Origin of the sequence: Vibrio pomeroyi, from assembly GCF_024347595.1 — a bacterium.
GTDB lineage: Bacteria > Pseudomonadota > Gammaproteobacteria > Enterobacterales > Vibrionaceae > Vibrio > Vibrio pomeroyi.
Genome location: NZ_AP025506.1, coordinates 1,811,301 through 1,835,089, shown reverse-complemented (window position 1 = coordinate 1,835,089; position 23,789 = coordinate 1,811,301). Strand labels below are relative to the sequence as shown.

At 43.4% G+C, this 23,789-nt stretch carries 23 protein-coding genes; 13 read left to right on the top strand and 10 right to left on the bottom strand.

Annotated elements, in window-relative coordinates; translation table 11 throughout:
• Positions 1–27: 27 nt before the first annotated feature.
• Entirely contained in the window at positions 28–2,238 is a 2,211-nt protein-coding gene (locus tag OCV12_RS08320; RefSeq protein ID WP_261884367.1) for a GGDEF domain-containing protein, read from the bottom strand.
• 179 nt (positions 2,239–2,417) lie between these two features.
• Between OCV12_RS08320 and OCV12_RS08315 the strand changes: the two genes are divergently transcribed.
• On the top strand, positions 2,418–2,684 hold the full coding sequence (locus OCV12_RS08315; RefSeq protein WP_017063882.1) for a DUF2960 family protein: 267 nt from the start codon (positions 2,418–2,420) through the stop codon (positions 2,682–2,684).
• Positions 2,685–2,849: 165 nt separating this feature from the next.
• Here OCV12_RS08315 and nagK read toward each other — a convergent pair whose 3' ends face one another.
• Both nagK and OCV12_RS08305 read right to left on the bottom strand, forming a co-directional pair.
• Complete coding sequence (gene nagK / locus OCV12_RS08310; RefSeq protein WP_048658721.1) at positions 2,850–3,758, bottom strand: N-acetylglucosamine kinase; 909 nt, start codon at positions 3,756–3,758, stop codon at positions 2,850–2,852.
• 163 nt (positions 3,759–3,921) lie between these two features.
• Complete coding sequence (locus OCV12_RS08305; RefSeq protein ID WP_261884366.1) at positions 3,922–4,668, bottom strand: tRNA-uridine aminocarboxypropyltransferase; 747 nt, start codon at positions 4,666–4,668, stop codon at positions 3,922–3,924.
• Between the two features lie 72 nt (positions 4,669–4,740).
• Between OCV12_RS08305 and OCV12_RS08300 the strand changes: the two genes are divergently transcribed.
• A complete protein-coding gene (locus OCV12_RS08300; protein ID WP_261884365.1) occupies positions 4,741–5,544 on the top strand; it encodes a sterol desaturase family protein in 804 nt (267 codons plus the stop codon).
• Between the two features lie 33 nt (positions 5,545–5,577).
• Here the strand turns inward: OCV12_RS08300 and OCV12_RS08295 are convergent, their stop codons facing one another.
• The 3 genes from OCV12_RS08295 to OCV12_RS08285 all read right to left on the bottom strand — a co-directional run bounded on the left by OCV12_RS08295 (position 5,578) and on the right by OCV12_RS08285 (position 8,025).
• Positions 5,578–6,225 carry a helix-turn-helix transcriptional regulator gene (locus OCV12_RS08295; protein ID WP_176681202.1) on the bottom strand — a complete coding sequence of 216 codons (648 nt, stop codon included), beginning with the start codon at positions 6,223–6,225 and terminating at the stop codon, positions 5,578–5,580.
• A gap of 90 nt (positions 6,226–6,315) precedes the next feature.
• Positions 6,316–7,590, bottom strand: coding sequence for an L-cysteine desulfidase family protein (locus OCV12_RS08290; RefSeq protein ID WP_261884364.1), 1,275 nt, complete (start codon positions 7,588–7,590; stop codon positions 6,316–6,318).
• A 54-nt stretch (positions 7,591–7,644) separates the two neighbouring features.
• On the bottom strand, positions 7,645–8,025 hold the full coding sequence (locus tag OCV12_RS08285) for a RidA family protein (RefSeq protein ID WP_176681204.1): 381 nt from the start codon (positions 8,023–8,025) through the stop codon (positions 7,645–7,647).
• A 302-nt stretch (positions 8,026–8,327) separates the two neighbouring features.
• Here OCV12_RS08285 and OCV12_RS08280 point away from each other — a divergent pair, with 302 nt between their 5' ends.
• Together OCV12_RS08280 and OCV12_RS08275 are read left to right on the top strand one after the other, a co-directional pair.
• The gene (locus tag OCV12_RS08280; RefSeq protein WP_261884363.1) at positions 8,328–9,065 is read left to right on the top strand and encodes an AzlC family ABC transporter permease; all 738 of its coding nucleotides are present in this window, start codon (positions 8,328–8,330) and stop codon (positions 9,063–9,065) included.
• Positions 9,066–9,067: 2 nt separating this feature from the next.
• Positions 9,068–9,403, top strand: coding sequence for an AzlD domain-containing protein (locus tag OCV12_RS08275; RefSeq protein WP_176681206.1), 336 nt, complete (start codon positions 9,068–9,070; stop codon positions 9,401–9,403).
• A gap of 103 nt (positions 9,404–9,506) precedes the next feature.
• Here the strand turns inward: OCV12_RS08275 and OCV12_RS08270 are convergent, their stop codons facing one another.
• Positions 9,507–11,561, bottom strand: coding sequence for a methyl-accepting chemotaxis protein (locus tag OCV12_RS08270; RefSeq protein WP_261884362.1), 2,055 nt, complete (start codon positions 11,559–11,561; stop codon positions 9,507–9,509).
• Positions 11,562–11,665: 104 nt separating this feature from the next.
• Between OCV12_RS08270 and OCV12_RS08265 the strand changes: the two genes are divergently transcribed.
• A complete protein-coding gene (locus OCV12_RS08265) occupies positions 11,666–12,151 on the top strand; it encodes a C40 family peptidase (protein WP_261884361.1) in 486 nt (161 codons plus the stop codon).
• A gap of 87 nt (positions 12,152–12,238) precedes the next feature.
• Here OCV12_RS08265 and OCV12_RS08260 read toward each other — a convergent pair whose 3' ends face one another.
• Positions 12,239–12,583: a DUF3802 family protein gene (locus OCV12_RS08260; protein WP_017629902.1), complete on the bottom strand. Its 345-nt coding sequence runs from the start codon at positions 12,581–12,583 to the stop codon at positions 12,239–12,241.
• A gap of 545 nt (positions 12,584–13,128) precedes the next feature.
• On the opposite strand from OCV12_RS08260, the gene OCV12_RS08255 reads away from it, so the two are divergent.
• Together OCV12_RS08255 and OCV12_RS08250 are read left to right on the top strand one after the other, a co-directional pair.
• Positions 13,129–13,995 (top strand): fructosamine kinase family protein, encoded by an 867-nt coding sequence (locus tag OCV12_RS08255; protein WP_132761904.1) that lies wholly within the window; start codon positions 13,129–13,131, stop codon positions 13,993–13,995.
• 63 nt (positions 13,996–14,058) lie between these two features.
• The gene (locus tag OCV12_RS08250) at positions 14,059–14,262 is read left to right on the top strand and encodes a CPXCG motif-containing cysteine-rich protein (protein ID WP_017059600.1); all 204 of its coding nucleotides are present in this window, start codon (positions 14,059–14,061) and stop codon (positions 14,260–14,262) included.
• Positions 14,263–14,370: 108 nt separating this feature from the next.
• On the opposite strand, the gene OCV12_RS08245 is transcribed toward OCV12_RS08250, so the two are convergent.
• On the bottom strand, positions 14,371–14,979 hold the full coding sequence (locus OCV12_RS08245) for a riboflavin synthase subunit alpha (protein ID WP_261884360.1): 609 nt from the start codon (positions 14,977–14,979) through the stop codon (positions 14,371–14,373).
• Between the two features lie 427 nt (positions 14,980–15,406).
• On the opposite strand from OCV12_RS08245, the gene OCV12_RS08240 reads away from it, so the two are divergent.
• Positions 15,407–16,777, top strand: coding sequence for an MATE family efflux transporter (locus OCV12_RS08240; protein ID WP_176681209.1), 1,371 nt, complete (start codon positions 15,407–15,409; stop codon positions 16,775–16,777).
• A 131-nt stretch (positions 16,778–16,908) separates the two neighbouring features.
• Here OCV12_RS08240 and OCV12_RS08235 read toward each other — a convergent pair whose 3' ends face one another.
• Entirely contained in the window at positions 16,909–17,751 is an 843-nt protein-coding gene (locus OCV12_RS08235; protein ID WP_261885912.1) for a DNA ligase, read from the bottom strand.
• Between the two features lie 336 nt (positions 17,752–18,087).
• Here OCV12_RS08235 and OCV12_RS08230 point away from each other — a divergent pair, with 336 nt between their 5' ends.
• From OCV12_RS08230 to OCV12_RS08210, 5 genes are all read left to right on the top strand, one after another.
• A complete protein-coding gene (locus OCV12_RS08230; RefSeq protein WP_019823092.1) occupies positions 18,088–18,417 on the top strand; it encodes an STAS domain-containing protein in 330 nt (109 codons plus the stop codon).
• Positions 18,418–18,479: 62 nt separating this feature from the next.
• Positions 18,480–19,313 (top strand): OmpA family protein, encoded by an 834-nt coding sequence (locus tag OCV12_RS08225; protein WP_176681211.1) that lies wholly within the window; start codon positions 18,480–18,482, stop codon positions 19,311–19,313.
• Positions 19,310–21,409 carry an SLBB domain-containing protein gene (locus OCV12_RS08220; RefSeq protein WP_261885911.1) on the top strand — a complete coding sequence of 700 codons (2,100 nt, stop codon included), beginning with the start codon at positions 19,310–19,312 and terminating at the stop codon, positions 21,407–21,409. Before OCV12_RS08225 ends, OCV12_RS08220 begins: the two co-directional genes overlap by 4 nt.
• Positions 21,409–22,098 (top strand): P-loop NTPase family protein, encoded by a 690-nt coding sequence (locus OCV12_RS08215; RefSeq protein WP_048658709.1) that lies wholly within the window; start codon positions 21,409–21,411, stop codon positions 22,096–22,098. The genes OCV12_RS08220 and OCV12_RS08215 overlap by 1 nt, the downstream gene beginning before the upstream one ends.
• 554 nt (positions 22,099–22,652) lie before the next feature.
• A complete protein-coding gene (locus OCV12_RS08210; RefSeq protein WP_261885910.1) occupies positions 22,653–23,645 on the top strand; it encodes an ABC transporter substrate-binding protein in 993 nt (330 codons plus the stop codon).
• Positions 23,646–23,789: the final 144 nt, after the last annotated feature.

Genomic DNA, 23,789 nt, shown 5'->3' with positions numbered 1-23,789 from the left:
GAAAACTAGAATATTATAACGAGTAGTTTAAACGACCGTGGGTTTATCTAACGGACAATTGGCTAAGTCGCAGTTATTCAGATAGCAGTCGATCAGGTTGTAATTGTTACGTCCACTCTCTTTCACTCGGTACAATTGCTTGTCTGCAATGTCACAAATCATCTTGAAGTTGCTATCCACGTTGTCGCTAACAAGCTCAACGTTTACCCCACCGATCGATAAGGTAAGCTGCTTGGCTCTGATCGCTTTCGGGCTAACCAACGCCAACTCAGACAATGTATTTCTGAGCGTAACGACTTTCTCTTCGATATCTTCGCTACTTTGACCAAAGCAGATGGCCATGAACTCATCCCCACCATATCGGAACAAGTAATCGTTCTTGGTCGAGAATGTACTTCTCAGTAAACGACTAAGAATACGAAGCGCTTCATCACCTTGTAAGTGACCATGGAAATCGTTGTAGGCTTTGTACTCATCAATATCAATCATCAATACTGCAAGCGACCGTTTCTGTGTATAAGCATTACGAATCAACACAGGTGTTATTTTATCGAGTTGATAGCGATTCGATAAACCTGTTAATGGGTCTGTCGTGCTCAACACCTCAAGGGTTTTATTGGCATTCTCTAAGCGCTGTCTCTGCTTTTGATTTTCAAGCGACACCGCGATGAAGCTCGCCAAATGCTCGATTAACTGGCAATGGTGTTGTTGATACTGATTAGGTAAATGATGCTGTACGGACAACAGCCCTATTACTCTTTCATTGAGAATGATCGGCGTCAGAATGATGGAGTTGGTATCCGGCTTGTCTTTAACCACCACTAAGTCATCATCTTTACGTGAGGCCTTATCAACATAAGGCTCTAGCGCATCATCCGTGACGCTGTTCAAATGCACTGTTGCTCGTTTACGAATTACATAAGTACCGACGGTTTGGTTATCTTGGCAAGTGACTTTGAGGTTTTGTACCAAGCCTTGAGTATCAACAAAGTATTGGTAATCGAGTATGTCGGACTCGTCGTCGTAAAGCGCAATACCAAATTCGAACGTCGGCAGAATCGTGTTTATCTTGCTTAAGATCTCAGGAAGCACGCTATAAAGGTCGGGAGCGGTAGCAATGAACTGACCGATATCAGTAATCGCGCCCATGTACTTTTGCATTTGGGTAAACACTTCGTGCTGTTGTTTGTCTCTTAGCGTGTCCACGCTTTGCAAAATACGATCGCTTTGTTTACGTTCGTACGCCTTGAGGTATTTTTCTGAAAGCTCGATATGTTCCGTTTGCAGTGATGCTAGACCATTACAATCTTGTTGGTGGTGAAAGATCTTCGCCTTGGTCTTCGCGTAAATACTGTAGAAGTGATAACTGTTTTTGAGGTCAAAGTTCTGCTCAAGGAACAGACATCGTTCTTGGGCTTGTTCAAGCTCCCCTATTTCCACCAAATATCGAAACCAACACACCAAGTTTTCCATTCGATTATGGTCGTCGTGGATTTTCAGGAAATACTGTTCCGCTTGATAAAACGCATCGAGCACATCACTTGGAGTAAAACCGCCCTGTTGAACTTCATCTTGCTGGACCCTACCTTGCTGAACCATAGTCTGAGCTAGGTATCCATGACACAGTGCGAATGTTCTATTGCTTGAGAGTGACTCGGCTATCTTCTTCGCTTCAGCGATTGCTCGAATCGCTTGGTCAAACTCTCCAGTATAGACACAACCATAAGCGAGGTTAAGGTGGCTCACTGCACAATCTAGCTGGCGGTTAGCATTCTGAGATGACGTTACCGCTTTACGTGCATACTGTTTGGCTTCTTCGAACTTCCCTAAGCTCAAATGCATATCGCTTAGGTTGCAATAGATGAGGGCTCGAATGTTGTCATCAACAAGATGTAAGTTCTCTAACGTCTTGGCATAACACGCATAAGCCGATTGGTACTCACCACAATCGTTATAAACCGACGCCAATAGACCATTGACGAAAACAGTGAGCTGAACTTCTTCTGGTTGGGTTGCGTTTAGGCAGGTTTTATAATGTTCGACAGCATCAAGTAGATTGTCTTGGCGATCACTTTTGTACGCCTTCAGAAAAAGCGCAATAGATTCTGGGAACGGTTGATTATGGTCACGGCATATCTTTCTTACTCGCGCATCAACTTCTTCTAATCCTTTGATTCCAGGATAGTTTTGAATTCGAGTAATGATTCCCATAATCTGAGGGTAAAGCGTATTGATCATAAATTAGATTTAAGCCGATCAAACATATAAATTGTACATAGTGTACCATAAAATATTTTTGCGACTTACTGCACGCTTTATTGATATCGCTAATATTTCAAGATTTTTTATCATAACCTTGAGCCACGTACTGTTTTTATGTAGAGTGCGCGAAAGTAATAATCCTATTGGAGAGCATCATGGCTCGTACCATTCTGTATACCTATAAAGACGAAGACAAAGAGTTACTGTTTTCTAAACAAGAACACCGCACGATCCAAGAAGCTGTAGCTGCAGCCGAAGGAATCGATATCTCTGAGTATCTTAAAACTGAGCAACAGCTTGAGTTGATTTCTGATACGAAAGCGGTTCGTAACTACCAAGACAACTACTTCCGCAAGCTTGGCTTTACTAAGCTTACGTTGAAGCAAAAAGACAACCTTGGTGTTGGTAAAAAGAAGAAGTAAGCCCTCTGGCTCTTTTTCCTGATATTTAGCTTCTAGTTTTTCGTTTTGGAGTTAGTAGTTAAGACTTAAGAAACGAAAACACCAAACAATAAAAAATGCCGCAACCTCTTTTGAGATTGCGGCATTTTTATTTGAGTTTTTAACTAGTTCAACGTTAAGTCGCGATTACTTAATGTTAAGGAATGCAGCACCACGAACGCCGCCTGAATCACCGTGTTTCGCTTTGATGATCTTAGGACACTTCGCTACAGACAGCAGGTACTTAGGCACACGTTTTGGCATCTCTTCGTAGATAAGCTCGAAGTTTGAAAGACCACCGCCTAATGCAACAACGTGTGGGTCAAGACCAGTAAACAGGTTCGCGAAACAGATAGCCAATAGCTCCATAAAGCGATCAACGTGCTCAGCCGCTTTTGCTTCGCCTTCGTTGTATGCTTGAATGATCTCGATCGCTTTCTTTTTCTCACCGTAGTAGTGCTCGTAAATCAACTCAAAGCCACGACCAGATAGGTAGCTGTCTAGACAACCTTTCTTGCCACAACCACAGCCTAGTAGCGGTGCGTTGTCGCCAAGGTGGAACCATGCGTCGATAGGAAGACGCATATGGCCTAGCTCACCTGCAACGTGGTTACGACCAGAGAACACTTTACCTTCGTAAACTAAACCGCCACCGAAGCCAGTACCTAAAATTAGACCAGCAACTGATGGTTCATCTTTAAGCTCGTCATCCCACGCTTCTGAAAGCGCAAAACAGTTTGCGTCGTTCTCGATTTTCACACTACGACCAATAAGCGCTTCTAAATCTTTACGTAGTGGCTTACCTGTTGAAGCTGGTACGTTAACAACCAGCATTGTGCCGTCGTCTGCGTTTTCCATGCCAGGAAGACCAAGGCCAATTTTGCCTTCGCAAGAGAATTCGCTATCGTACTTTTTTACCAAACCAGCAATCGTATCAAGCAGTAACTGATAATCGTCTGTTGGTGTTGGAACACGCTCTGTTGCTACTCGCTCAAGTTTCTCATTGAATGCACCAAACTCAATTTTTGTGCCGCCAACATCGAAGCCGTAATACATGAAATCTCTCCAATTTTTCCCTAAATTCGGGCAAATAAATTCTTTAAATAAAACAACTGAGGAACATTATCCATAACACTCCCCCTACAAACCGTGATAGATAACAAACTTATCTCGTGTTCGAGTCTGTTTGAACAACAAGTCAGCACAAAGCGGTTAAAGGTTAGAGTGAAGTCTCACTTTTACTGTGCTCTATGAAAGCGTTCAGGCTAGGTTTGGTCGGATCCGACTTATAACGAGTCTTACTTAGCATGTAGCTTTCGCGAAATGCTTCGAACCAAAGTTGTAAAGTCTTCGCGCCCTGCTCTTCACCTGCTTGTCTTAATACCAAGCTCGCTACTTCTGCTGTAGATAGATGTTGGTCGTTGTCTGACTTACGCATCATGTATTGAGAAACCGACTCAGGCTCAATCGATAACACAGGTAAATCTTGAAGGTACTCAGAACGTCTAAAGATGCGTCTTGCTTCACGCCAGCTACCATCGATGAAAATCAGCAGCAGCTTTTTATTTGGGTCACGCATTTGTGGTAAGTCTTGCACCACTCGCGTTTTGTCATCGGTGTAGTCTTCAGGGAACACAATGACAGGTTGATAATTATCGTCTTTCAGTACATCTAACATCTCTGCGTTGGGTTCAGTTCGATGCCAAAGGTAAACATGGCTGTCTTTCACGGTATCCACAATCAAACGCCCGGTGTTACTCGGTTTTAAGATTTCGTTGTCTGACAAGATCAACATGGTCGCGACGTTCGTATCTATGTCTGGTTGATGTTCACAGATACAACTGTCTTGTTTGATTTTGCAGTACTCACATCGCACAACTTTACACCCGCGCGCGTTAAACGGTTTGGTAGAAAGAGATAAACGGTGTTGGTATAAACGGTGGAAAGCGTGGATTCTCATGGACAATAACGACAGATAGAACTAGAAAAGTGGCACGATTGTACTTACAGTGGCTTGATAATGATAGAAGGAATTCTTATGCAGGACCCATCGCTACTTCGCCTTGTCTGTTTTATCACCGCTTTCATCTTGTGTGCGTTTTGGGAGTACCGTGCTCCTCGAAAAACACTGACCCAAAACAAGTGGTTTCGTTGGGGAAATAACTTTTCGTTGATGGCGGTTAACAGCGTTTTATTGGCAACATTGATTCCCGTAGCAGCGTTTCAAGCCGCTTTGATTGCTGAGCAAAACCAATGGGGTCTGTTTAATAACATCGCGCTTCCTTTTGAAATCACCGTGTTTCTCTGTGTCGTGTTGTTAGACCTTGCCATTTATACTCAGCATCTTGTCTTCCACCGCATTCCTCTGCTTTGGAAGCTTCATCGTGTTCATCATGCAGATCTGGATATTGATGTAACGACAGGCACACGCTTCCACCCGATTGAGATGATCTTATCGATGCTGATTAAAGTGGCATTGATTTTTGTACTCGGTGTTCCGGCATTAGCTGTAGTGATCTTTGAAGTGGTGTTGAATGTGAGTGCTATGTTCAACCATAGCAATGGTCGTTTGCCATTATGGTTCGACAAACAATTACGCAAAGTGATTGTGACGCCTGACATGCATCGAGTACATCACTCTGTGATCGTCAAAGAAACACATTCGAATTTTGGTTTCTTTTTATCGGTGTGGGACATTTGGTTCAAAACCTATCGCGCTCAACCTAAGCTTGGTCACGACAAGGTAAGCATTGGCGTTCCTGAAATACGTGATGGAAAAGAACAAAGGCTAGATAAGTTGATTACCCAGCCATTTAGATACAACGAGAAACCGAATAATTAGACGGGAACCAATATATCACGCTAAACCAAGAGATTACGCTTTGAGTTCGCGCAGGTAGCGGTAGATGGTATGGATAGAAATATCGAGCCCTTTAGCCGCGATTTGCGCACTGTCTTTCAAATCAAAAATACCCATTTCATGCAATCGAGTCACAATCTCACGGCTCTTCTTCGACGGTGCGATGTCAGCATCTCCAGTCACCTGCTCTCGCACTGTTTCAATTGAGCTGTGCATCATCTCTTCGTTACTACGCGCAAAAGTTTCAGGTGTGGTTTGAGGTCTTTCTAAGTGTGGTAGCAAACAAGGAACCAGTGAATGCATTACTTCTTGGAACGGTGCATCGAGGTTGGTGTTAATGCATAGCAAACCGATGGCTTTTTGCTGAGGGTTACGAATTATAGTGGTCATCGAACGCAAGGTTTTGCCATCGGGACATTTGGTCATGTAAGCGCCCGACACGTCTTTACCTTGAGTCAGCTTCATCAGTGCTAAGTTAGTAATAGGTGCGCCAACGTCTCGTCCTGTGACATGACTGTTCGCGATTTTGATAATCGAAGGGTTACGAACATCTAAACTGTGCAATAACACTTCCGTATGCTCGCCATACATTGCAGCAATCCCGTCAACGATGTTTTCGATTGAGTGCAAAATATCATAATCACTTTGAGCTAATTCGAACACTGAGTCCTTCCTCTTCTGGCGAAAAAACCGCTAAGTAGAAATTACCAAGCGGTTTGATTTGTTAAAATCGTTTGATTCTAAAACATTTGATTACGCAGACATTATATCAATAATCGTTGAGTCTGTAACACTCATACCAGCGGTAACCAATTTTCCAATATTGCGAATACTGGTCTCGACATCATCAGCCACAATGCCTTGGTTGTGCGCTTCATTACAACGCATCGCCATTAAGAACCCGTTTACCGCGGCACTGGTCGAGGTTTTCACTTTCATCGCACATGTCGACTTAGCACCGTCACAAACCATGCCAGAACAGTCACTTAGAACGTTTTGAATTGCGTAGCAACTCTGTTCAAATGAACCCTTAGCCAGATACACCATTGCCATCGCAGCAGCAGCACTGGTCACCGTGTTACCACAAAAAGCAGAAAGCGGTGGATAGTACGATTTAATGTAGATCGCGCCAAGGTGACTCATGATAAGTGCACGCGCCAGTTGCTCTTGAGACGATTTGAAGTGCTCAGCAATTACCGCGACGGGAATCGTTGCAGCAATGCCTTGGTTGCCGCTGCCAAAGTTACTCATCGCAGGCAGAGTTGCACCACCCATTCGAGCATCAGACGCGGCTGCAGTTTGCATGATGATCTTGTTCATCAAGTCTTCACTCATCAGGCCGAGTTGAATACCCTGCTCCATGGTACGACCAACCTCAAGCCCATAAGCGTGAGCAAGGCCTTCTTGCGATAGCTTGCCGTTAAGGTCAGAAGCTTCGAGGATAAACTCAATGTCTTTGAATTCAGCACTGGTGGCATAGTTATAGATGTTACCGATATCAATATCGATTCCTTCACAAATCGACCCTGTTGAAACGGTTTGGTCGCAATCTTGACTGAAAAGAACCGTACCATTTAAGGTTTTTTTGATGATTTGTGTATGGCCGCCGCTGATTTCAACGGTCGCGACTTGACCTTCACATTCCACTTCAGCGTAACAATAGATGAATTCATCTACCTCTTTACGATGAGCACTCACCTGTCCGGCATCGATAAGAGCTTGCGCTTTCTCAACATCTTTCGTGCTGATCTTGGCTAACACTTCTAAACCAGCGTGTGGGTCCCCACCAATCGCACCAACAGCTGCAGCAATGGGTAAGCCTATCTTTCCTGTCCCCGGAACGAACACGCCCATAGAGTTTTTGTATAAATTGTCCGACACATACACTCGAACTTTATCCGGTGTACCCACAAGCATCTTGGCAGCGACTGAACAAGCGTAAGCTGCGGAGATGGGTTCTGTGCAGCCAAGAGCGGGTTTAACGACGGTATTTAAAATCTCTTTATACTGTTGCCATTGTTGTTTCATAGTAAGGACCTCACACTATTCTTTGTTTACTGACGACTAGCTATTTACGACGAGCTACTTACGACCAGCAATCGCTTCAATTTCGATTTTCACACCTAGAGGAAGATCCTTCACTGCAAAGCAGCTACGAGCAGGACAATCCTTTTCAAAAAACTCTTTGTAGACTTCATTGAAAGCCGCAAAATCGCTAATGTCTGATAAGTAACACGTTGTTTTTAGTACCGCGTCTAGGTCACTGCCCGCCGCTTGTAAAACATATTGAAGGTTTAGTAACGACTGACGGGATTGTTCACTAACGCCACCTTCTACAACACCGCCTTTTTCTCTACACACGGGTAATTGACCTGATGTGAAAACGAGGTTTCCGAATGCGTTGCCGTGCGAGTATGGGCCGATGGCTTCTGGTGCTTTGTCTGCTGTAATGACTTCTTTCATGTTTATTCCTGTTCAGAGTTGCTAAATATTTCAACTACAGTTTAAACATTGAAATCGTTAAAATGCAAAAATAGTTGCAATAATTATCATAAAATACCTTCAATCAAAGATCTCAAAAATGAAAGCTATCCTAAATCATTGATTTTTAGGTTTTTATTTAATTAGCAATGATTTGCTGATTTGAGAATAACGATCTAAATCAAATAAATTTTAATCTTGGTTTGAAAAGTTTTTTAATCAGCAATACGATTCTCGCCATAATTTGCAAATAAATTTGAATTTTTAATTTAGGGTGAGCAGTCATGAATAAACAACAGATCCAGGCAGGGTTAAGAGCAATCTTCCCTTTATGTGTAGGCGCATTTCCATTTTCGTTTATCGTAGGAGCAGTCAGTATCACAGCGGGAATGACCGTTACGCAAAGTACTTTATGGTCGTTCACTGTGTTCGCAGGTTCTTCGCAAATGGTAGCGTTAGGGTTAGTTCAATCCTCTGCGAGCATCGTCGTTATCATGTTTACGACCTTCATCATCAACCTACGACACATGCTCTACAGCGCGTCGATGTCTGAACACATGAAGGCGTATCCCATTCATATGCGAATGCTGATGTCTTATGGCTTAACGGATGAGGTTTATGCCGCGACCATTAACGACATGAAGCAAGAGAAACAAGGTCGCCATTGGTTTTACGTAGCAGCGATGGGCGGGTTTTGGTTGAACTGGGTAGTAGCTGATTTCCTTGGTGCTTTGATTGGCTCGTCGTTCCCAGAGATCGCAAACTACGGCTTAGATTTCGCGATGGTTGCAGCCTTTATCGCCATTGTGATTCCACAAGTGAAAAGCCGTGAATGCATTGTGGCGGCGATTGTAGCGACCTTCACCGGTGTGCTTCTTGCTGAACTTCCCTACTCGCTTGGTCTCGTTATTGCGGCTGTGGTTGGTGTTTATGCAGGCTACCGCATGGACTTGTCGACAGAGAAAGCAGAACAAGAATCCGCACAAACAGGCCTATTAATTGAAGAAAACGGAGTAGCGTAACCATGAATACTACAACTTTTATTCTTATTACATTCGCGATGGCGGCTGCGACCTTCATCATTCGTTTTTCTGTGATTGGTATGGCGGGCAAGTTTGAGATGTCAGAACGTTTTAAAAAGACGTTGCGCTTTGTACCCGTTACGGTTTTACCTGCGATAATTGCAGTAGAGATTCTAGGCGCTGGACCTGAAATGGAATTCGATCTACACAATCCAAAGGTATTGGCTGCGATTGTTTGTACGCTGGTCAGCCTTCGTTTCGATCTGATTTGGGTGGTGATCAGTGGTGTAGCATCACTTATCTTCTTCCAACACATCATGCCTACTCTGTTTATGTAAACACGCATCATAAGTAGGTAGCTAACAAACGAAAGGCAGAGTATCGAACTCTGCCTTTTGGTTTTTCTTAACGAGTGAATACTGAAACTGTTAGACCTTGTGGCTATTTCACTGCATCAAACTGGTACTTATGAAGCATAGCTTGTTGGTGTCCTGCGATTTCTGCCACTTGTTCTGAACTTTCAATCATGGATTCAAGCTGTAATTTAGTATTCTCACCTTGCTCAGAAACACGAGTGATTGAATGCGTCACGTCCACTGTTGCACGTGCTTGTTGCTCTGTCGCTACCATGATTTGTTCAACACGACCTTTAATCTGGCTAACCGCGACCTCGATTTTTTCAAAAGCTTGCTTCACATCGCCACTGGTTTGCAGTGCATTGGCCATTTCACTTCGAGATTCAGTAACAGACGTTCGTGAGCGATCAGCCGCAGCCACCAGCTCATTCATCATATTGCGAATGTTGGTGGTTTGTTGAGATGTGCCACTCGCCAATTTGCGTACTTCGTCAGCAACGACAGCAAAGCCGCGTCCTTGCTCGCCTGCTCGCGCTGCTTCAATTGCCGCATTCAGTGCTAGCAAGTTGGTGTTTTCTGCAATGCCACTGATCATATCGACCATTTCACGAATCTGTTTCACGCGGCCATCAAGGTCGGCCATTGATTCTTCGTTCATGCTTAGTGAATGTTCTAAGGCTTGCAAACGTTGCTGGTTAAGCCCAACCACCTGACTACCATTGACCGACTCGTCTTCGGCAACTTGTGCATCGTCATTGGATGCATTCGAAATACGTGCAATTTCACCGATTGACGCTTCCAGCTCAGTAATCGTGGTGATCATGTTTTGAAGCGATTCGTTTTGTTCGTTCAAGCTTGAGTTCGTTTGCTCTGCAGCATCGTGGCTTACTTCAGCCGTTTGGTAAAGTGTTTCACAGTTACGAGTCACCAAGCGGACCGAGTCGGCGGTTGAATCGACAACGGTATTCAGTTTCGAGGCAATCACTTGTAACTCTAATGGTCCCAGCAATGCACTGTGCTTCGAGAAATCGTGCTCTGCAAGCAGGCTCAATTGTCGAGTAATGTTTTTCAGTCCTTTGTTTACCCAGCGGCGTAGTACTAACCATGAGATCACAATGATCACGGCGATCACTAGTCCACTAATAAACAACACACGGTCAATGTTGGTGATGGTTTGATTTACGACCAGTTCGCTTTCATCAATCAGGTGAGCAGCGGTCGAAGATAACTGGTTCAATGTATTAATAACGGTATTCGCCAAGGTAATCACTTGGGCTAGGTTCTGCTCTTGCTGCTTAACCAGTTCCAATTTAAGCAGTATTTGTCTAATTACGCCTTCTTCTGTGAAGCCCTCTTTCACCATCTCATAAGGTGCGGTAAGGCTTGCGAACTCCGCGATGTCTGGATGCCAATCAGCAAAATCACTGTAAGCTAAGTTAAGGCCAGCGATTCGGTTTCTCAGTTGGCGGTATTCGTCTTGTGCTTTATCGATGTCAGATTGCATCATTAGCATTAGGAAGGTGTTGGCCATTGCTGACGCGCTCGATGTAAAGCGGTTTGCAGCGTCACTGGCTTCTGGGTTGTCTTCGACTAAAAACGAACTAATACGGTTCATTTCTGGTCCGATAGAGCCGACACCGTAACGAAACTCGCCCATTTTGCTGTCGATCAGATTCTGTTTACTTTGAATATCAATTTGCGCCAACAGAACCGTATTAGTCATCTGTTGAAGCTGCGCCATATCATCAATAAGGATTTGTTGCTGTTCTAACGAGATCGCATCAGGAAAAGATTGGGAGATAAAAAGGAGTTCCTCTAGGATGGCGTTACTCTCGGAAGCGAGTTGATCAATGGAGCCTCGTGTTGCGTTTAGTGTGTCTAAATCGGTTGATTGGGTGCTGTAAGTGAGAAGTTTGACTTGTTCTAATACGCTTTGCGTTAATTCTGCGTTGTGAAGTGCGAGTGGTAACGCCTGTTCCGATAGCGTATCGAAATACCCTCCTACTCGCTCAACACCTCTTATACTGACCATAGATAAAAAGCTGACAAGTAACAGAATGGAAATAAAGACAGCACTAACGGTTTGGATGAGCGAGAATGTATAACGTGAGGGTTTTATTGATAAATTTGTGTCGGGCATGTGAAATCCAGTTTGACTACGAAAAGAGATATCCTTAAGTTAGTCCGTATACTAGAAGTCCTTGATGACGTTTTTATTTCATTTTTTTTTCAGAAGAGTTACATATGAAATTCAGAAAAATGCTTGCAGTTACAATAACTTTCGCAACATTAGCTGCATGTAGCTCGACCCCGTCTCCTTCTCTGCTTAGTCAAACCGGACAGAAACCTCTATCAAAGTCAGAACAATTGACTACAAATGCTTATATGAGCGTGTATGAGCAGTGGAAAGGTGTGCCGTACCATTTCGGCGGAACGTCATTTAGAGGTGTCGATTGCTCCGCTTTCGTACAGATTGCCGTCCAAAATGCGACCCAACAAGCCCTACCAAGAACTACAAAAGATCAGAGCCAAAAGGGAAAAGAAATTGCGTATGAACAGGCAACGAGTGGCGATTTGGTGTTTTTTAAGACATCGATGACAGTGCGACACGTTGGCGTTTACTTAGGAAATAACCAATTCCTACATGCTTCTACATCGAAAGGTGTGATTATATCGAGGCTGGACAACCCTTATTGGGCTTCCAAGTTTTGGCACTTTAGGCGTTTATAGCGGTTCAAGAGATTCACCGCTGAACGACATAACATCAAATGTTACGGCTTAAACGCCCTTTAGTATTTTAGATTGATACGCGAACAGTTAGTCGTATTTAGCGACAGCCGTATCAAACAGGTTTTTCACTAACGCGATGTATTCGTCTAGGAATACGATCTGTTCGTTAGTCGCCTTCTTAGCCCATACACCGGCTAATACTTCACCTAAATCCGCAACAACGGCGTCTGCTTCTTTAAGCAGTTGAAAACGTACACTCGCGTGCAGTTCAGGGTTTTGTTCGAAGATAGCCATGATGTTCGTTGAAATCATATCTGTAATAATGTCTTCGACACTTTCATTTCCTGTATCACCATTACCATTGGTAAATACATCTAGGTTGAATGATAGGTGCTCGATTAAAGCTAGATAGCCATCGGTTTCTACAACCACAATAAATCTCCGTTTTAAGCTCTTAAGCAGATTAACACGTTCTAGGCTAATACTATGTAAATGAAGCCATTTGTCATCATTTTATTGCTAAAAGTAATATTAAAATGATCTTTGCTAGCATTTAAGCTCAAAATTGAATCAATCTACAAACAAAGCAGAGAAATAGGACTTAACAACGGTTTCAGTGCGATCTTGATGAGCACTTACCCCGCCTTCCACATGACGCAATTAGTGGACTATTAGTAATAGCTAAAGTTTAAGCGTAGACAATAGCAACCTACCTGCGATTTTCTAGTGAACGACCTCGAATTCGATGTCGAATGTGAAGCTAGTTCCAAACTGAAACTCATTGCCACTCTGCATTTTTTGTCGATTAATCAAAGGCATTGAAACAGTGCGAGTTCACAAATCCACCAATTGATTCATATTGATATGAATTAGAGCTGAGAACATTGACCAGTACGTCTATAAATTACTCAGATTTATCCTAAACTATTGCTATTAAACGATAGTATTTCAAATCAACAGTTCTGTGAGGATTTCCTATGTGGCAGGCCATTTCTCAACAGCTTTCAGATACGCTTTTGTTCAACTTTCAGATTACTGAACGTACGAAGGTCTCTGGTGGTGACATTAACGATTGCTATATGATCAGTGATGGTAATGAACGTTACTTTGTTAAAGTGAATCAGCGTGAATTTCTACCCAAGTTTGAAATTGAAGCTGAGAACCTGCGTTTATTAAGAAATACTTCCACCGTGTATGTGCCCGAGTTGGTTCTTATTGGGAAAACCAAAGAGTGCTCGTTCATTATCCTCAATTACTTACCAACCAAACCACTAGAAACAGGCAACAACAGTTTCGATTTTGGTGTTCAACTCGCTCAGCTTCATCAGTGGGGAGAGCAAAAAGAGTTTGGTTGCGATCAAGACAACTACATCGGCAGTACCCTTCAGCCTAATCCGTGGCATAAAAAATGGGGACGCTTTTTCTCAGAGCAACGCATCGGTTTCCAACTTCAATTGTTAAAAGAGAAAGGCATTGAGTTTGGTGACATCGACGATATTGTCGATGTGGTGAATATGCGACTTGCAGGCCACAACCCCCGCCCTTCTTTGCTTCACGGCGATCTTTGGAATGGCAATGTCGCGAACTCTGCGTTTGGCCCAATTTGTTACGACCCGGCTTGTTACTGGGGTGACCATGAGTGTGATTTGGCGTTAACCGAATTGTTCGAAGGCTTCCCTAAAGAGTTTTATGAAGGTTACCAAAGCGTCATGCCGCTCGACGTTGGCTATACTGATCGAAAAGATATTTATAACTTGTACCATCTTCTCAATCACTGTAATCAATTTGGCGGTCATTACTTGGCACAAACCGAAGCGTGTATTCAGAAGATTCAAGCAGTTTAATACCAATTACAGCTGTTTATAACCGAATACGATTGGTATCAGTTACAGTGAGGAGAATTTGCCATGCATAAATACACAGAGAAACATGTCTCCTGTCCGCATTGTGGACACGGTATCAACATCACGCTTGATGCATCTAATGGTAGCCAAGACTTCTATGATGATTGTCCCGCGTGTTGCAATGCCATTCATTTGGATATGCAGGTCGACGAGGTAAGAGACAGAATCAACCTTTCGATTGATGCCGATGATGAACAAGTATTTTGACAATCAGTTTCTCGTTTAAACCAAGATCAAAAAAGAGCACCTCATGTGCTCTTTTTTAATTTGGTCATCGATATGATTTTATCGCCACCGATTCAATGCGCTTACTGGCTATTTCTGGTTCGCTAATACACGCTCTACCGTATCAACGATAGCTTGAGTTTGTGGGTCGAATTCGATGTTTACTTGGTCACCGACTTCACGGCCGCCAAACAGAGTACGATTCAGCGTTTCTGGGATCAGATGGACAGAGAAACGGTTCTCTTCCACTTCACCTATCGTCAATGAACAACCATCAACGCCAATATAACCCTTGCTCAACACGTACTTCATCGATTCTTCTGGCAGTTCAAACCAAAGTGTACGGTTGTTCTCAGTCTTAATCACATCAACTAGGTCAGCCATCAGAGTAATATGGCCAGACATGCTATGGCCGCCAATTTCGTCACCAAACTTTGCTGCACGCTCAACATTCACTTTATCACCAACATTCAGCTGGCCTAAGTTCGTCAATCGCAATGTCGCTTGCATTAAATCAAAAGCAATCTGGTTTCCTGAAATTTCCGTTACCGTTAAGCAACAACCGTTATGAGCTACTGAAGCACCAATCGCTAACCCTTCAATCATTTCGTTACTTAGCTCAATGGTATGAGTTTGAAACGACTTTTTTTTGTTGATAGCAACCAGTGTTGCCATGCCTTGAACGATACCTGTAAACATAAGATTCCTATTTAGCATTCTAGGGCGTGTTGACCTTTCGTGGTTAAATTTTGTTCGAGATAAAAGCGTTTTAATCGCGGCGAGGGGGAAGTAGCCTAGTCATTCTAAGTAAATCTCCCTCAACAAAGAGTAAAACGCTTTTAGCCGAACCCTTCGGGCAGCGTTTGCTGGTCATTTTTACTACGTTATCGGCTTCTCATGTAGGCTAGCTACACATCGACGCCTCTGCCTTGTATAAATCCCCAGCAACTCGCTGCAAAAATCAGCTCGAAAGATCAATACGCCCTAATAACAGTTTTTCATAGCAGTTATTGTGACATTTCTTTATGATTCGTCCAGTGGAAGCTTAAGATCATTGTCTCTGATTCCTTCAGAATGTCCTTTCCTACACTATTATTCTAATTTTCCCTCTTATTTGGAGTTGTTTGTGCATCGTTACAAAGAAGAATCCTCGAATCTAATCAAACTTGCGACCCCAGTATTGATCGCATCCGTTGCACAAACTGGTATGGGTTTCGTTGATACCGTAATGGCCGGTGGCGTAAGTGCTATCGATATGGCGGCGGTTTCGATTGCAGCAAGTATCTGGCTACCATCAATCCTATTTGGTGTTGGCCTATTGATGGCGTTGGTTCCTGTCGTTGCACAACTGAATGGTTCTGGTCGACAAGTAAAAATTCCATTTGAAATTCAACAAGGCGCATTTTTAGCGCTCGTCATCTCCCTTCCAATCATTGGCGTACTGTTCCAGACACAATTGATATTGGAGTGGATGGACATTGAACAACTCATGGCGGAAAAAACCATCGGCTATATGAATGCGGTGATGTTTGCTGTACCTGCTTTCTTACTGTTCCAAACCTTGAGAAGTTTTACCGATGGAATGTCTTTAACTAAGCCTGCAATGGTGATTGGTTTTATTGGCTTGCTATTAAACATCCCGCTTAACTGGATGTTCGTATACGGAAAACTGGGTGCTCCTGCACTGGGTGGTGTTGGCTGTGGCGTTGCAACGGCTATCGTGTACTGGGTGATGTTTGCACTGCTGTTCGCTTACGTTTTAACTTCAAAACGTTTAGCGAAAATCAACATCTTCGGTACGTTCCATAAGCCGCAACTTAAAGCTCAAATTCGCCTGTTTAGACTTGGCTTTCCTGTCGCAGCGGCTATCTTCTTCGAGGTAACCTTGTTTGCCGTTGTTTCCTTGTTGGTTGCCCCACTTGGCTCATTGATTGTTGCCGCGCACCAAGTCGCGATCAACTTCTCTTCACTGGTCTTCATGATTCCAATGAGTATTGGTGCCGCCGTGAGTATTCGTGTTGGCCATAAGCTAGGTGAAAATAATACCGAAGGTGCGAAGATCGCGACACACGTGGGTATCATTGTTGGTTTAGTGACTGCATTAATGACGGCAGCATTGACGGCAATTTTCAGAGAGCAGGTTTCATTACTGTACACAGAGAATACCGCGGTAATTACCGTTGCAATGCAATTACTGTTGTTCGCAGCGGTTTATCAATGTACCGACGCCATTCAAGTTATCGCTGCAGGTGCTTTGCGTGGCTACAAAGATATGCGTTCGATCTTTAATATTACCTTTGTGGCTTACTGGTTGCTTGGTCTTCCTATCGGCTACATCTTAGGAATGACAGATTGGATTGTTGAGCCTATGGGAGCACATGGTTTCTGGGTTGGCTTCATTATTGGTTTATCTTCAGCGGCGACCATGCTTGGTATGCGCCTTCATTGGATGCATAAACAAAGTGATGAAGTACAACTGGAATTCAGTTCTCGATAATCTAGCCAGAAACAATTGTCATAACTAGCATTGGTGGAACCCGCTAAAACATAAAACATAAAACAAAAAAGAGCTCTGATCATCAGGGCTCTTTTGCTTTCTAAATTATTAAAATCAAATGATTAAACAACTCAATAGTCACTCTTCTCTCTGACAAACCTTGCAAACTTTGGCTTTCCGTTTTGAGTCAGGCCGTTGTAGCGAAAAGTAATACGACTACCAATCTCGGGTGGCGACAATCTCATTTTGTCAGTAAACCCGCTGCCAATGTAAAACTCTACGCCCTGCTCGTTGTGAACTAAGATTGAGCCCATCATTCCTTTGTATTTGCCCGTCCCTGTTTTATAACCAATCACAGTGGCTTCAGCATCATGGTGTCTTTTGAGTTTTAATAAGTCATTGCTGCGACCTGCTTGATAACGGCTAGTGATCTTGCGAAGCATCAAACCCTCGCCGTGTCGCTCATCTACGTTGTCTAGTTGGTGAAACAACGCTTCTTCATTCTTTATGGGTGAATGTTCAACATAACCGACGTGTGACTCATCGATTACGCTCACCCAATGCAATATGTTGTAATAACGCTTTTGGTAATCTCCGGCTGCACCTGGCATATCGAAGAGCATGAAGTCGATCTGTCGCCAAGCGTTATCGCTAGGTGTGTGATCTAACACAGTAGATTGAACAAGATGGAATTTCCCTCGTCCAGCCCACAGCTCTCCCTCTAAGTGCACTTGTGGCAAGCTCTCTGTAAACCACTTTGGTGCGTAAATTCGATTACCATTTCTTGTATAAAAATGCTTTCCATCCCATAAGGCTCGAATACCATCGAGTTTCTCACTCGTCCAATACTCAGAGACATCTATTCCTTGTTTATAGGTATTGGCTAATACTAACTGTTCAGGCGGTAAATAAGATGAGTGAGATGGCAATGAAAATGCCAAGAGTGTTGCAACCGCCAATTTGGTTAATCTCATCATCTACTCCCTATCCGCTTTCTGTTTTGATCTGCTATTTACTCGAGTACTTTTTCCTTCAAGTATTTTTATCCTATGTGGTCTCGAATTACGGTACGTGAGATTTCCTTAGAGATGCGATCCAATCTTCAGTCTTATTTAACTTAGCGTTTCATTCGCAATATCAATCAATTGTGACTCTCAAAAATTCATTCATTTTTACTTCTCATATTGAGAAGTGGCGTTTCTCAATATGACACCCACCCAAAGAAAAACTCTAACTAATTGAAAATAAGCAATATAAAAGTTGGCACATTCAGTGCAATTCTAAACTCATGCATTCAAGGAGATATCATTATGGAATTACGCAAAATTGACCTAAACACAACAACGCTGACTCTTTCTATTTTCGGTGATTTAGACGCAGCGGGTAGCCGCGATGCACAGACAGACATTGACGATGTGATTTCAAATGATGGTCACCAAGAGATCGAAGTCGATTTCAGTGAAGTGCAGTTTTTGGACTCTTCAGGTGTAGGCGCGATTGTTTATATGTTCAAACGCCTAACTGAACGTGAAAGAAATATGCGCTTGGAAAACGTATCAGGTCAGCCACTAGAAATTATGAATCTACTGCGTATTGGCCACGCTATCCCTGTTAACTCAAAAAATCCTACTAATTCATGAAGATCCACTAAGCTAGAAGTAACTAAAAATAATAATAAAAAGAAAAAACAAAGGACGTTGGCATGAAAAAACTTAAAAACTACATAGCCCTTTCTCTGTCTGTCCTAGTTCTGGGTTGCACAAGTTACCCAGAACAAGGCACCGGAGGTTTAGCAGAAAGTTACGACTCGATTAATTATCAGAACTCTGACTTCTCTCCTGTCATGCCCGATGAGCCGCTTGGTCCTGAACACGGACTACGTTTTGATTGGCAACTAGCAAAACTACATTTAGATGCCTTGATCCAAGAAGGTGCTCGCTGGTGCTTCCCTGCTGCCGTTGTTCAAGCCATAGAAAAGCAAAATCGTATCGCACGAGAACTACAAGGTGGTCTTCTATTGGATGCTGCCAACGACCTTGTTATTCAAAGAAAACGCCTTAACGAACTTGAAGTCCAACTCGACTATGTTACCTCGCAAGCTCGCTGCGAACCTCCTAAAAATGAAAACCAATTCCGTATGCAGTTGTCTGTGATTGAACAACTGTATGACTTGTTAAATGTTGATAACCAATTCGCTCAAGACTCTACCGAAGTGAATCCTAAGTACATGGGAAAACTGGCTGAAGCGTCTTACATTCTAAAAGAAAACAAATCGTTAGACTTAATTGTTACTGGGCACGCAGATGCGACAGGCACTGAAGAGTACAACGATAAGTTAGCTCTTGGGCGAGCAAAACAGGTTGAACGTTACCTCACCATCTTTGGACTTAGCCCACAGCGAATCAAGGCTGTGTCTGTGGGTGAAACGGTACCGCTTTTTGAGGGTGAAACCGCAGGTACTCTTCTGACTAACCGCCGAGTGAGCATTGAAATTATCTCGCCTAAGAACGCAGCGAAGATGGGAGGTGCACTATGAAAACATTAATAACATTGTTCATCACATTCTCTCTTTTCTTTGCGAGTTTTGTTCAAGCTAATGACGAGTTTTCAGACGCTGTGCAAGTCGGTGACCTTATCCAAGTTAATGTTCCCGGCGAAAGCAGCCTAAACACTGGCTTTCAAGTTGATAAACGTGGACGTATCACTCTTCCAGAAGTCGGAACAGTATTCGTTGCAGGTTACGATACTGAGCAGCTCAACAAAGTTGTCCTAGAGGCTCTGTCTACGGCTTATAAAGATCTGTCGAATGCATCTGTGTATGTGAAAGAGCAGCAAATCATCATTTATGTTCAAGGCTATGTACAACAGCCGGGCGAATACACACTGGCATTGGGTTCTAGTATCCAAATGGCGTTGTATGCGGCTGGCGGTTTACGTCCGGGGGCACAGCTAGACAAACTGATCTTAAAACGTGGTGCCGACAAAAAAGAGTTCAACTACAAACGTTTTCTAGATTCCGGTGACGAAGCTAACCTACCGACACTGCAATCTTTAGACTCTCTGTTTGTTCCAGCTTCTCCACTAGTAGGCAACATCGAGCAAGAGTTTGACGCAGCAAAACTTGCTAACTCTGGTGACAGTGCGGATTCTCGGAACGCCATCAAAGTGTTTGGTGAGGTGAATGCACCGGGTTCGTTTACTTACAAAGAAAACACTGACCTAGTTGATGTGCTGATGCGCTCTGGTGGTGTGACCCGTTATGCCAGCGTCGAGCAAATTCGCGTGATATCGAACAACACACCTACTCTATTCAACCTTAAGCGCTACCTAGATTCTGGGGATGAAAGCTTATTGCCAACTCTGCAACCCGGCTCAACCATTTTTGTACCGAAACAAGAAGAAGAGATTAAATCGGGTGCGAACATGGTTTACGTAATGGGTGAAGTTGCTGCTCCCGGCGCTTTCGAAGGCAAACGAGACGCGACCTTCATGGATATCCTTGCCAACGCAGGCGGGCCAACTCGATTCGCAGAGTCACGACAAATCCGTGTAATCAAAGCAGATGGCAGAGTGCTTAAGTTTGATCTAGCGGCTTATACAGAAGGCCTACCTAACTCTAACCCACCAAGCATCAAAGCTGGCGATGCGATTTTTGTTCCTGAGAAAACTGACATGAATGAGAAGTCTTGGTTGAAGATTACGCCAGACAGAGCAGTTAATGTTATTGGTGAGGTGAACCGACCTGGTCGTATTGAATGGTCAGATGAAATGAACTTTATGGGATTACTCGCTCATGTCGGTGGCCCTACACTGCGTGCTGACACCTCGAAAATTGAAGTTGTGACGGGTAGAAAGCTAGTCGTGTTTAACCTAGATGATTTTATCCGCAATGGTGCGCCACGTGACCAAATGCCTCAAATTCGCGCTGGTTCTATTGTGCGTGTTCACGACTTACCACAAGATCCTTCGGACAATAAATCACAATGGGTTCGTCAAAGCTCAGATGCGTCAATCTACATCTTCGGGCAAGTGAATGCACCTGGTCGTTACCGCTTCACCAAAGATATGCACTTTCTAGATATCTTGTCTGCAGCCGATGGCCCAACCAAAGATGCCGACATACACAATGTACGTGTCACACACCGTGATAAAACCTACTCTCAAGTCAGTAAGTTAAACCTATCACTGTACTTCGAAACCGGTGATGAATCCTTGCTGCCAAACGTTACCACTGGCGATACCATCTACATACCTGAGAAAGGCAAAAACTGGTTAGATACACCCAAAGAAGAAACGGTTCGAGTACTGGGCGCAATCAACAACCCGGGTCGTTACGTGTTTAACGACAACATGACTATCTTAGATATCTTGGCAGAAGCAGCAGGCCCTACTGACAATGCTTATGTGGAGAAGATTACCATTGTGAACATGTCTTGTTGCCAAGGCCAAGCTCGTACCTTCGACCTTGTTGAGTTCAGTAAAACGGCGAACATATACAACCTACCAGTGTTACGTGCAGGTGATACGATTTACATTCCAGATCGTCGTGAAAGCTTTATTGAGAAAGCTCGTGTTGGCTTAGATGACATCCTACGTATTACCACCACCATCGTGTTAATAGGAGCGTTATAATGACTATTTCAGCAACGCATGCCGAAGTTGAACAACTGTACTTAGCTTCTGAATTGAATGGACAACGCTCAATCTGTGTGACGGCTTGCCATTCAGGTGACGGCGTAACATCTATCGCAACAGCATTGGCCGAACGCTTCTTGTTAGCGGGTCACTCTACCTTGTATGTTGACCTCAACCTTTTCAACTCTGCGTTTAAGAACTTGCATATGCTTGAAGAAGAACACACAGCGCAGCTTATTGAGCACGTAGAGTCTCAACGAACGTTTATTGGTGTCCCTGCTCCACAAGTTGCATCAACTCAGTTAGCTTACAAAGATCCAGCGACGCTTAAAAAAGCCGTGACTCAGTGGTTAAGCAAATACGACCGTGTCGTCATTGATACGTCACCATTGCTTAATATCAACAAAGGCAATATTCCTGCTCAATCTGTTGCAAGCGCGTGTGATTGTGCGTTACTTGTCGTTGCTTATGGTGAAACGTCGAGTCATCACCTAGAGCAAGCCAAGAAGCTTCTCGATGCACAAAGCATTTCACTGATGGGTTGTGTAATGAACATGAAGAGTAACCCAAGCTTTGCGCAGGAACTGATTCGACAAATCAATCGAATGAAGTTTCTGCCGTCTAAGCTTCGTGATCGCTTAGCCAACAAACTTTATCAAAATGAGTTTTTGAACCTACCAATGTAGCTTCTGCTATAAAGTATGCACACTGTCATTTTAAAAGTGACAGCCCCCACTCTGGTTAGCGTTAGAAGCAACTTGCGTTCTGTCTGAGCAAATCTTAGTTTGCTATTTTTGACGAAATTAATGCTAAAAATAAGATTTTTAAGAACATTCAACGCATTTCACACACGCCAATTATGGTCTTACCACCTTCAATTCCATTCAAAGATCAACAGCCCCAAGCCTAACTTTCGCAGTAATGTGACACAGACTGTTAAAGCGCCATGTAAATCGCATCAAAGATGGAATTCGTACGATTATTCCCTAAGATTATAAACAGAGGTGGTTTTTGACGAATTTGTAATAGTTTGACAAAGTTATCCGATGGCTGTGAAACACAGTGGATAAATCAAGCAAATCACACTTTATGCTTTGTTGGTTTACCTACTCATACTCCCGCCGTCCCTCCTTCTGCTCAAATGGTTCAAATACACGGAAAGGATCACCATCGAGCAATTTAGTTAATCAACAGACCTTGATTAGCTTGGTTGTATTATTAAAGAGAAAGGAAACTCAATATGAAATACAAGTTAAGCTCCGTATTTTTGTTTGTTGCAGCAGCCAGTGGTCATGCTAACGCTGGAGAATGTGGCAGCGTAACAATCGCAGACATGAACTGGAACTCTGCAACTTTAATCGCCAACATTGACCAATTTATCCTAGAACACGGATACGGTTGTGATGCTGAACTTATCCCTGGCGACACAATGCCAACTGGGACGTCGATGATTGAGAAAGGCCAACCGGATGTTGCACCAGAACTTTGGAGTAACAGCCTGAAAGATGCCCTGGATAAAGGTGTTGAAGAAAAACGTCTTCGCTACGCAGGTAAAGCACTTGTGAATGGTGGTGAAGAAGGTTTCTGGGTTCCAGCCTACCTCGTTAAACAAAACCCAGAAATGGCAACCATTGAAGGTGTACGTAAAAACGCATCTTTGTTTAAGCACCCTGAAGACCCAGATACATCCGCATTTTACAGCTGCCCAGCAGGTTGGAACTGTCAAATCAGTGCCGCTAACTTGTTTGACGCACTTAACCTAGAAGACAGTGGCTTTACTATTGTTGACCCAGGCTCGAGTGCCGGTTTATCTGGTTCTATCGCGAAAGCTTACGAACGTGAAGAAGCTTGGTTTGGTTACTACTGGGCACCGACTGCGGTTCTTGGTAAGTACGACATGGTGAAAGTTGACTTTGGCAGTGGCGTTGATAAAGAAGAGTTCATCAACTGTACGACTCAAGAAGGCTGTGAATCACCAAAAGCGACCATGTACCCGCCTTCACCTGTCCACACTATTACCACTGAAAGTTTCGCGTCACGCGCACCGGAAGCGTATGACTACTTTACAAAACGTGGTTTCACCAACGACAAAATGAACGCTCTTCTTGCTTGGATGGAAGACAACCAAGCCGATGGTGAAGAAGCGAGTATACATTTCTTAAGCGAGTTCCCAGAAGTATGGCACCCATGGGTTTCAGACGAAGTCGCTAAGAAAATTGAAGCTGAGCTGTAACTGCTAGATTTTAAAACTAGCTATATTTCAGCAAAAACTAGACTTCACTAAAACGGAAATAACGTCGCTATACTTGATGTTATTCATAATTCGGAGCCTTGTTCTTACTCATATTCAACGAATGGTAAGGACAAGTTACTCCGA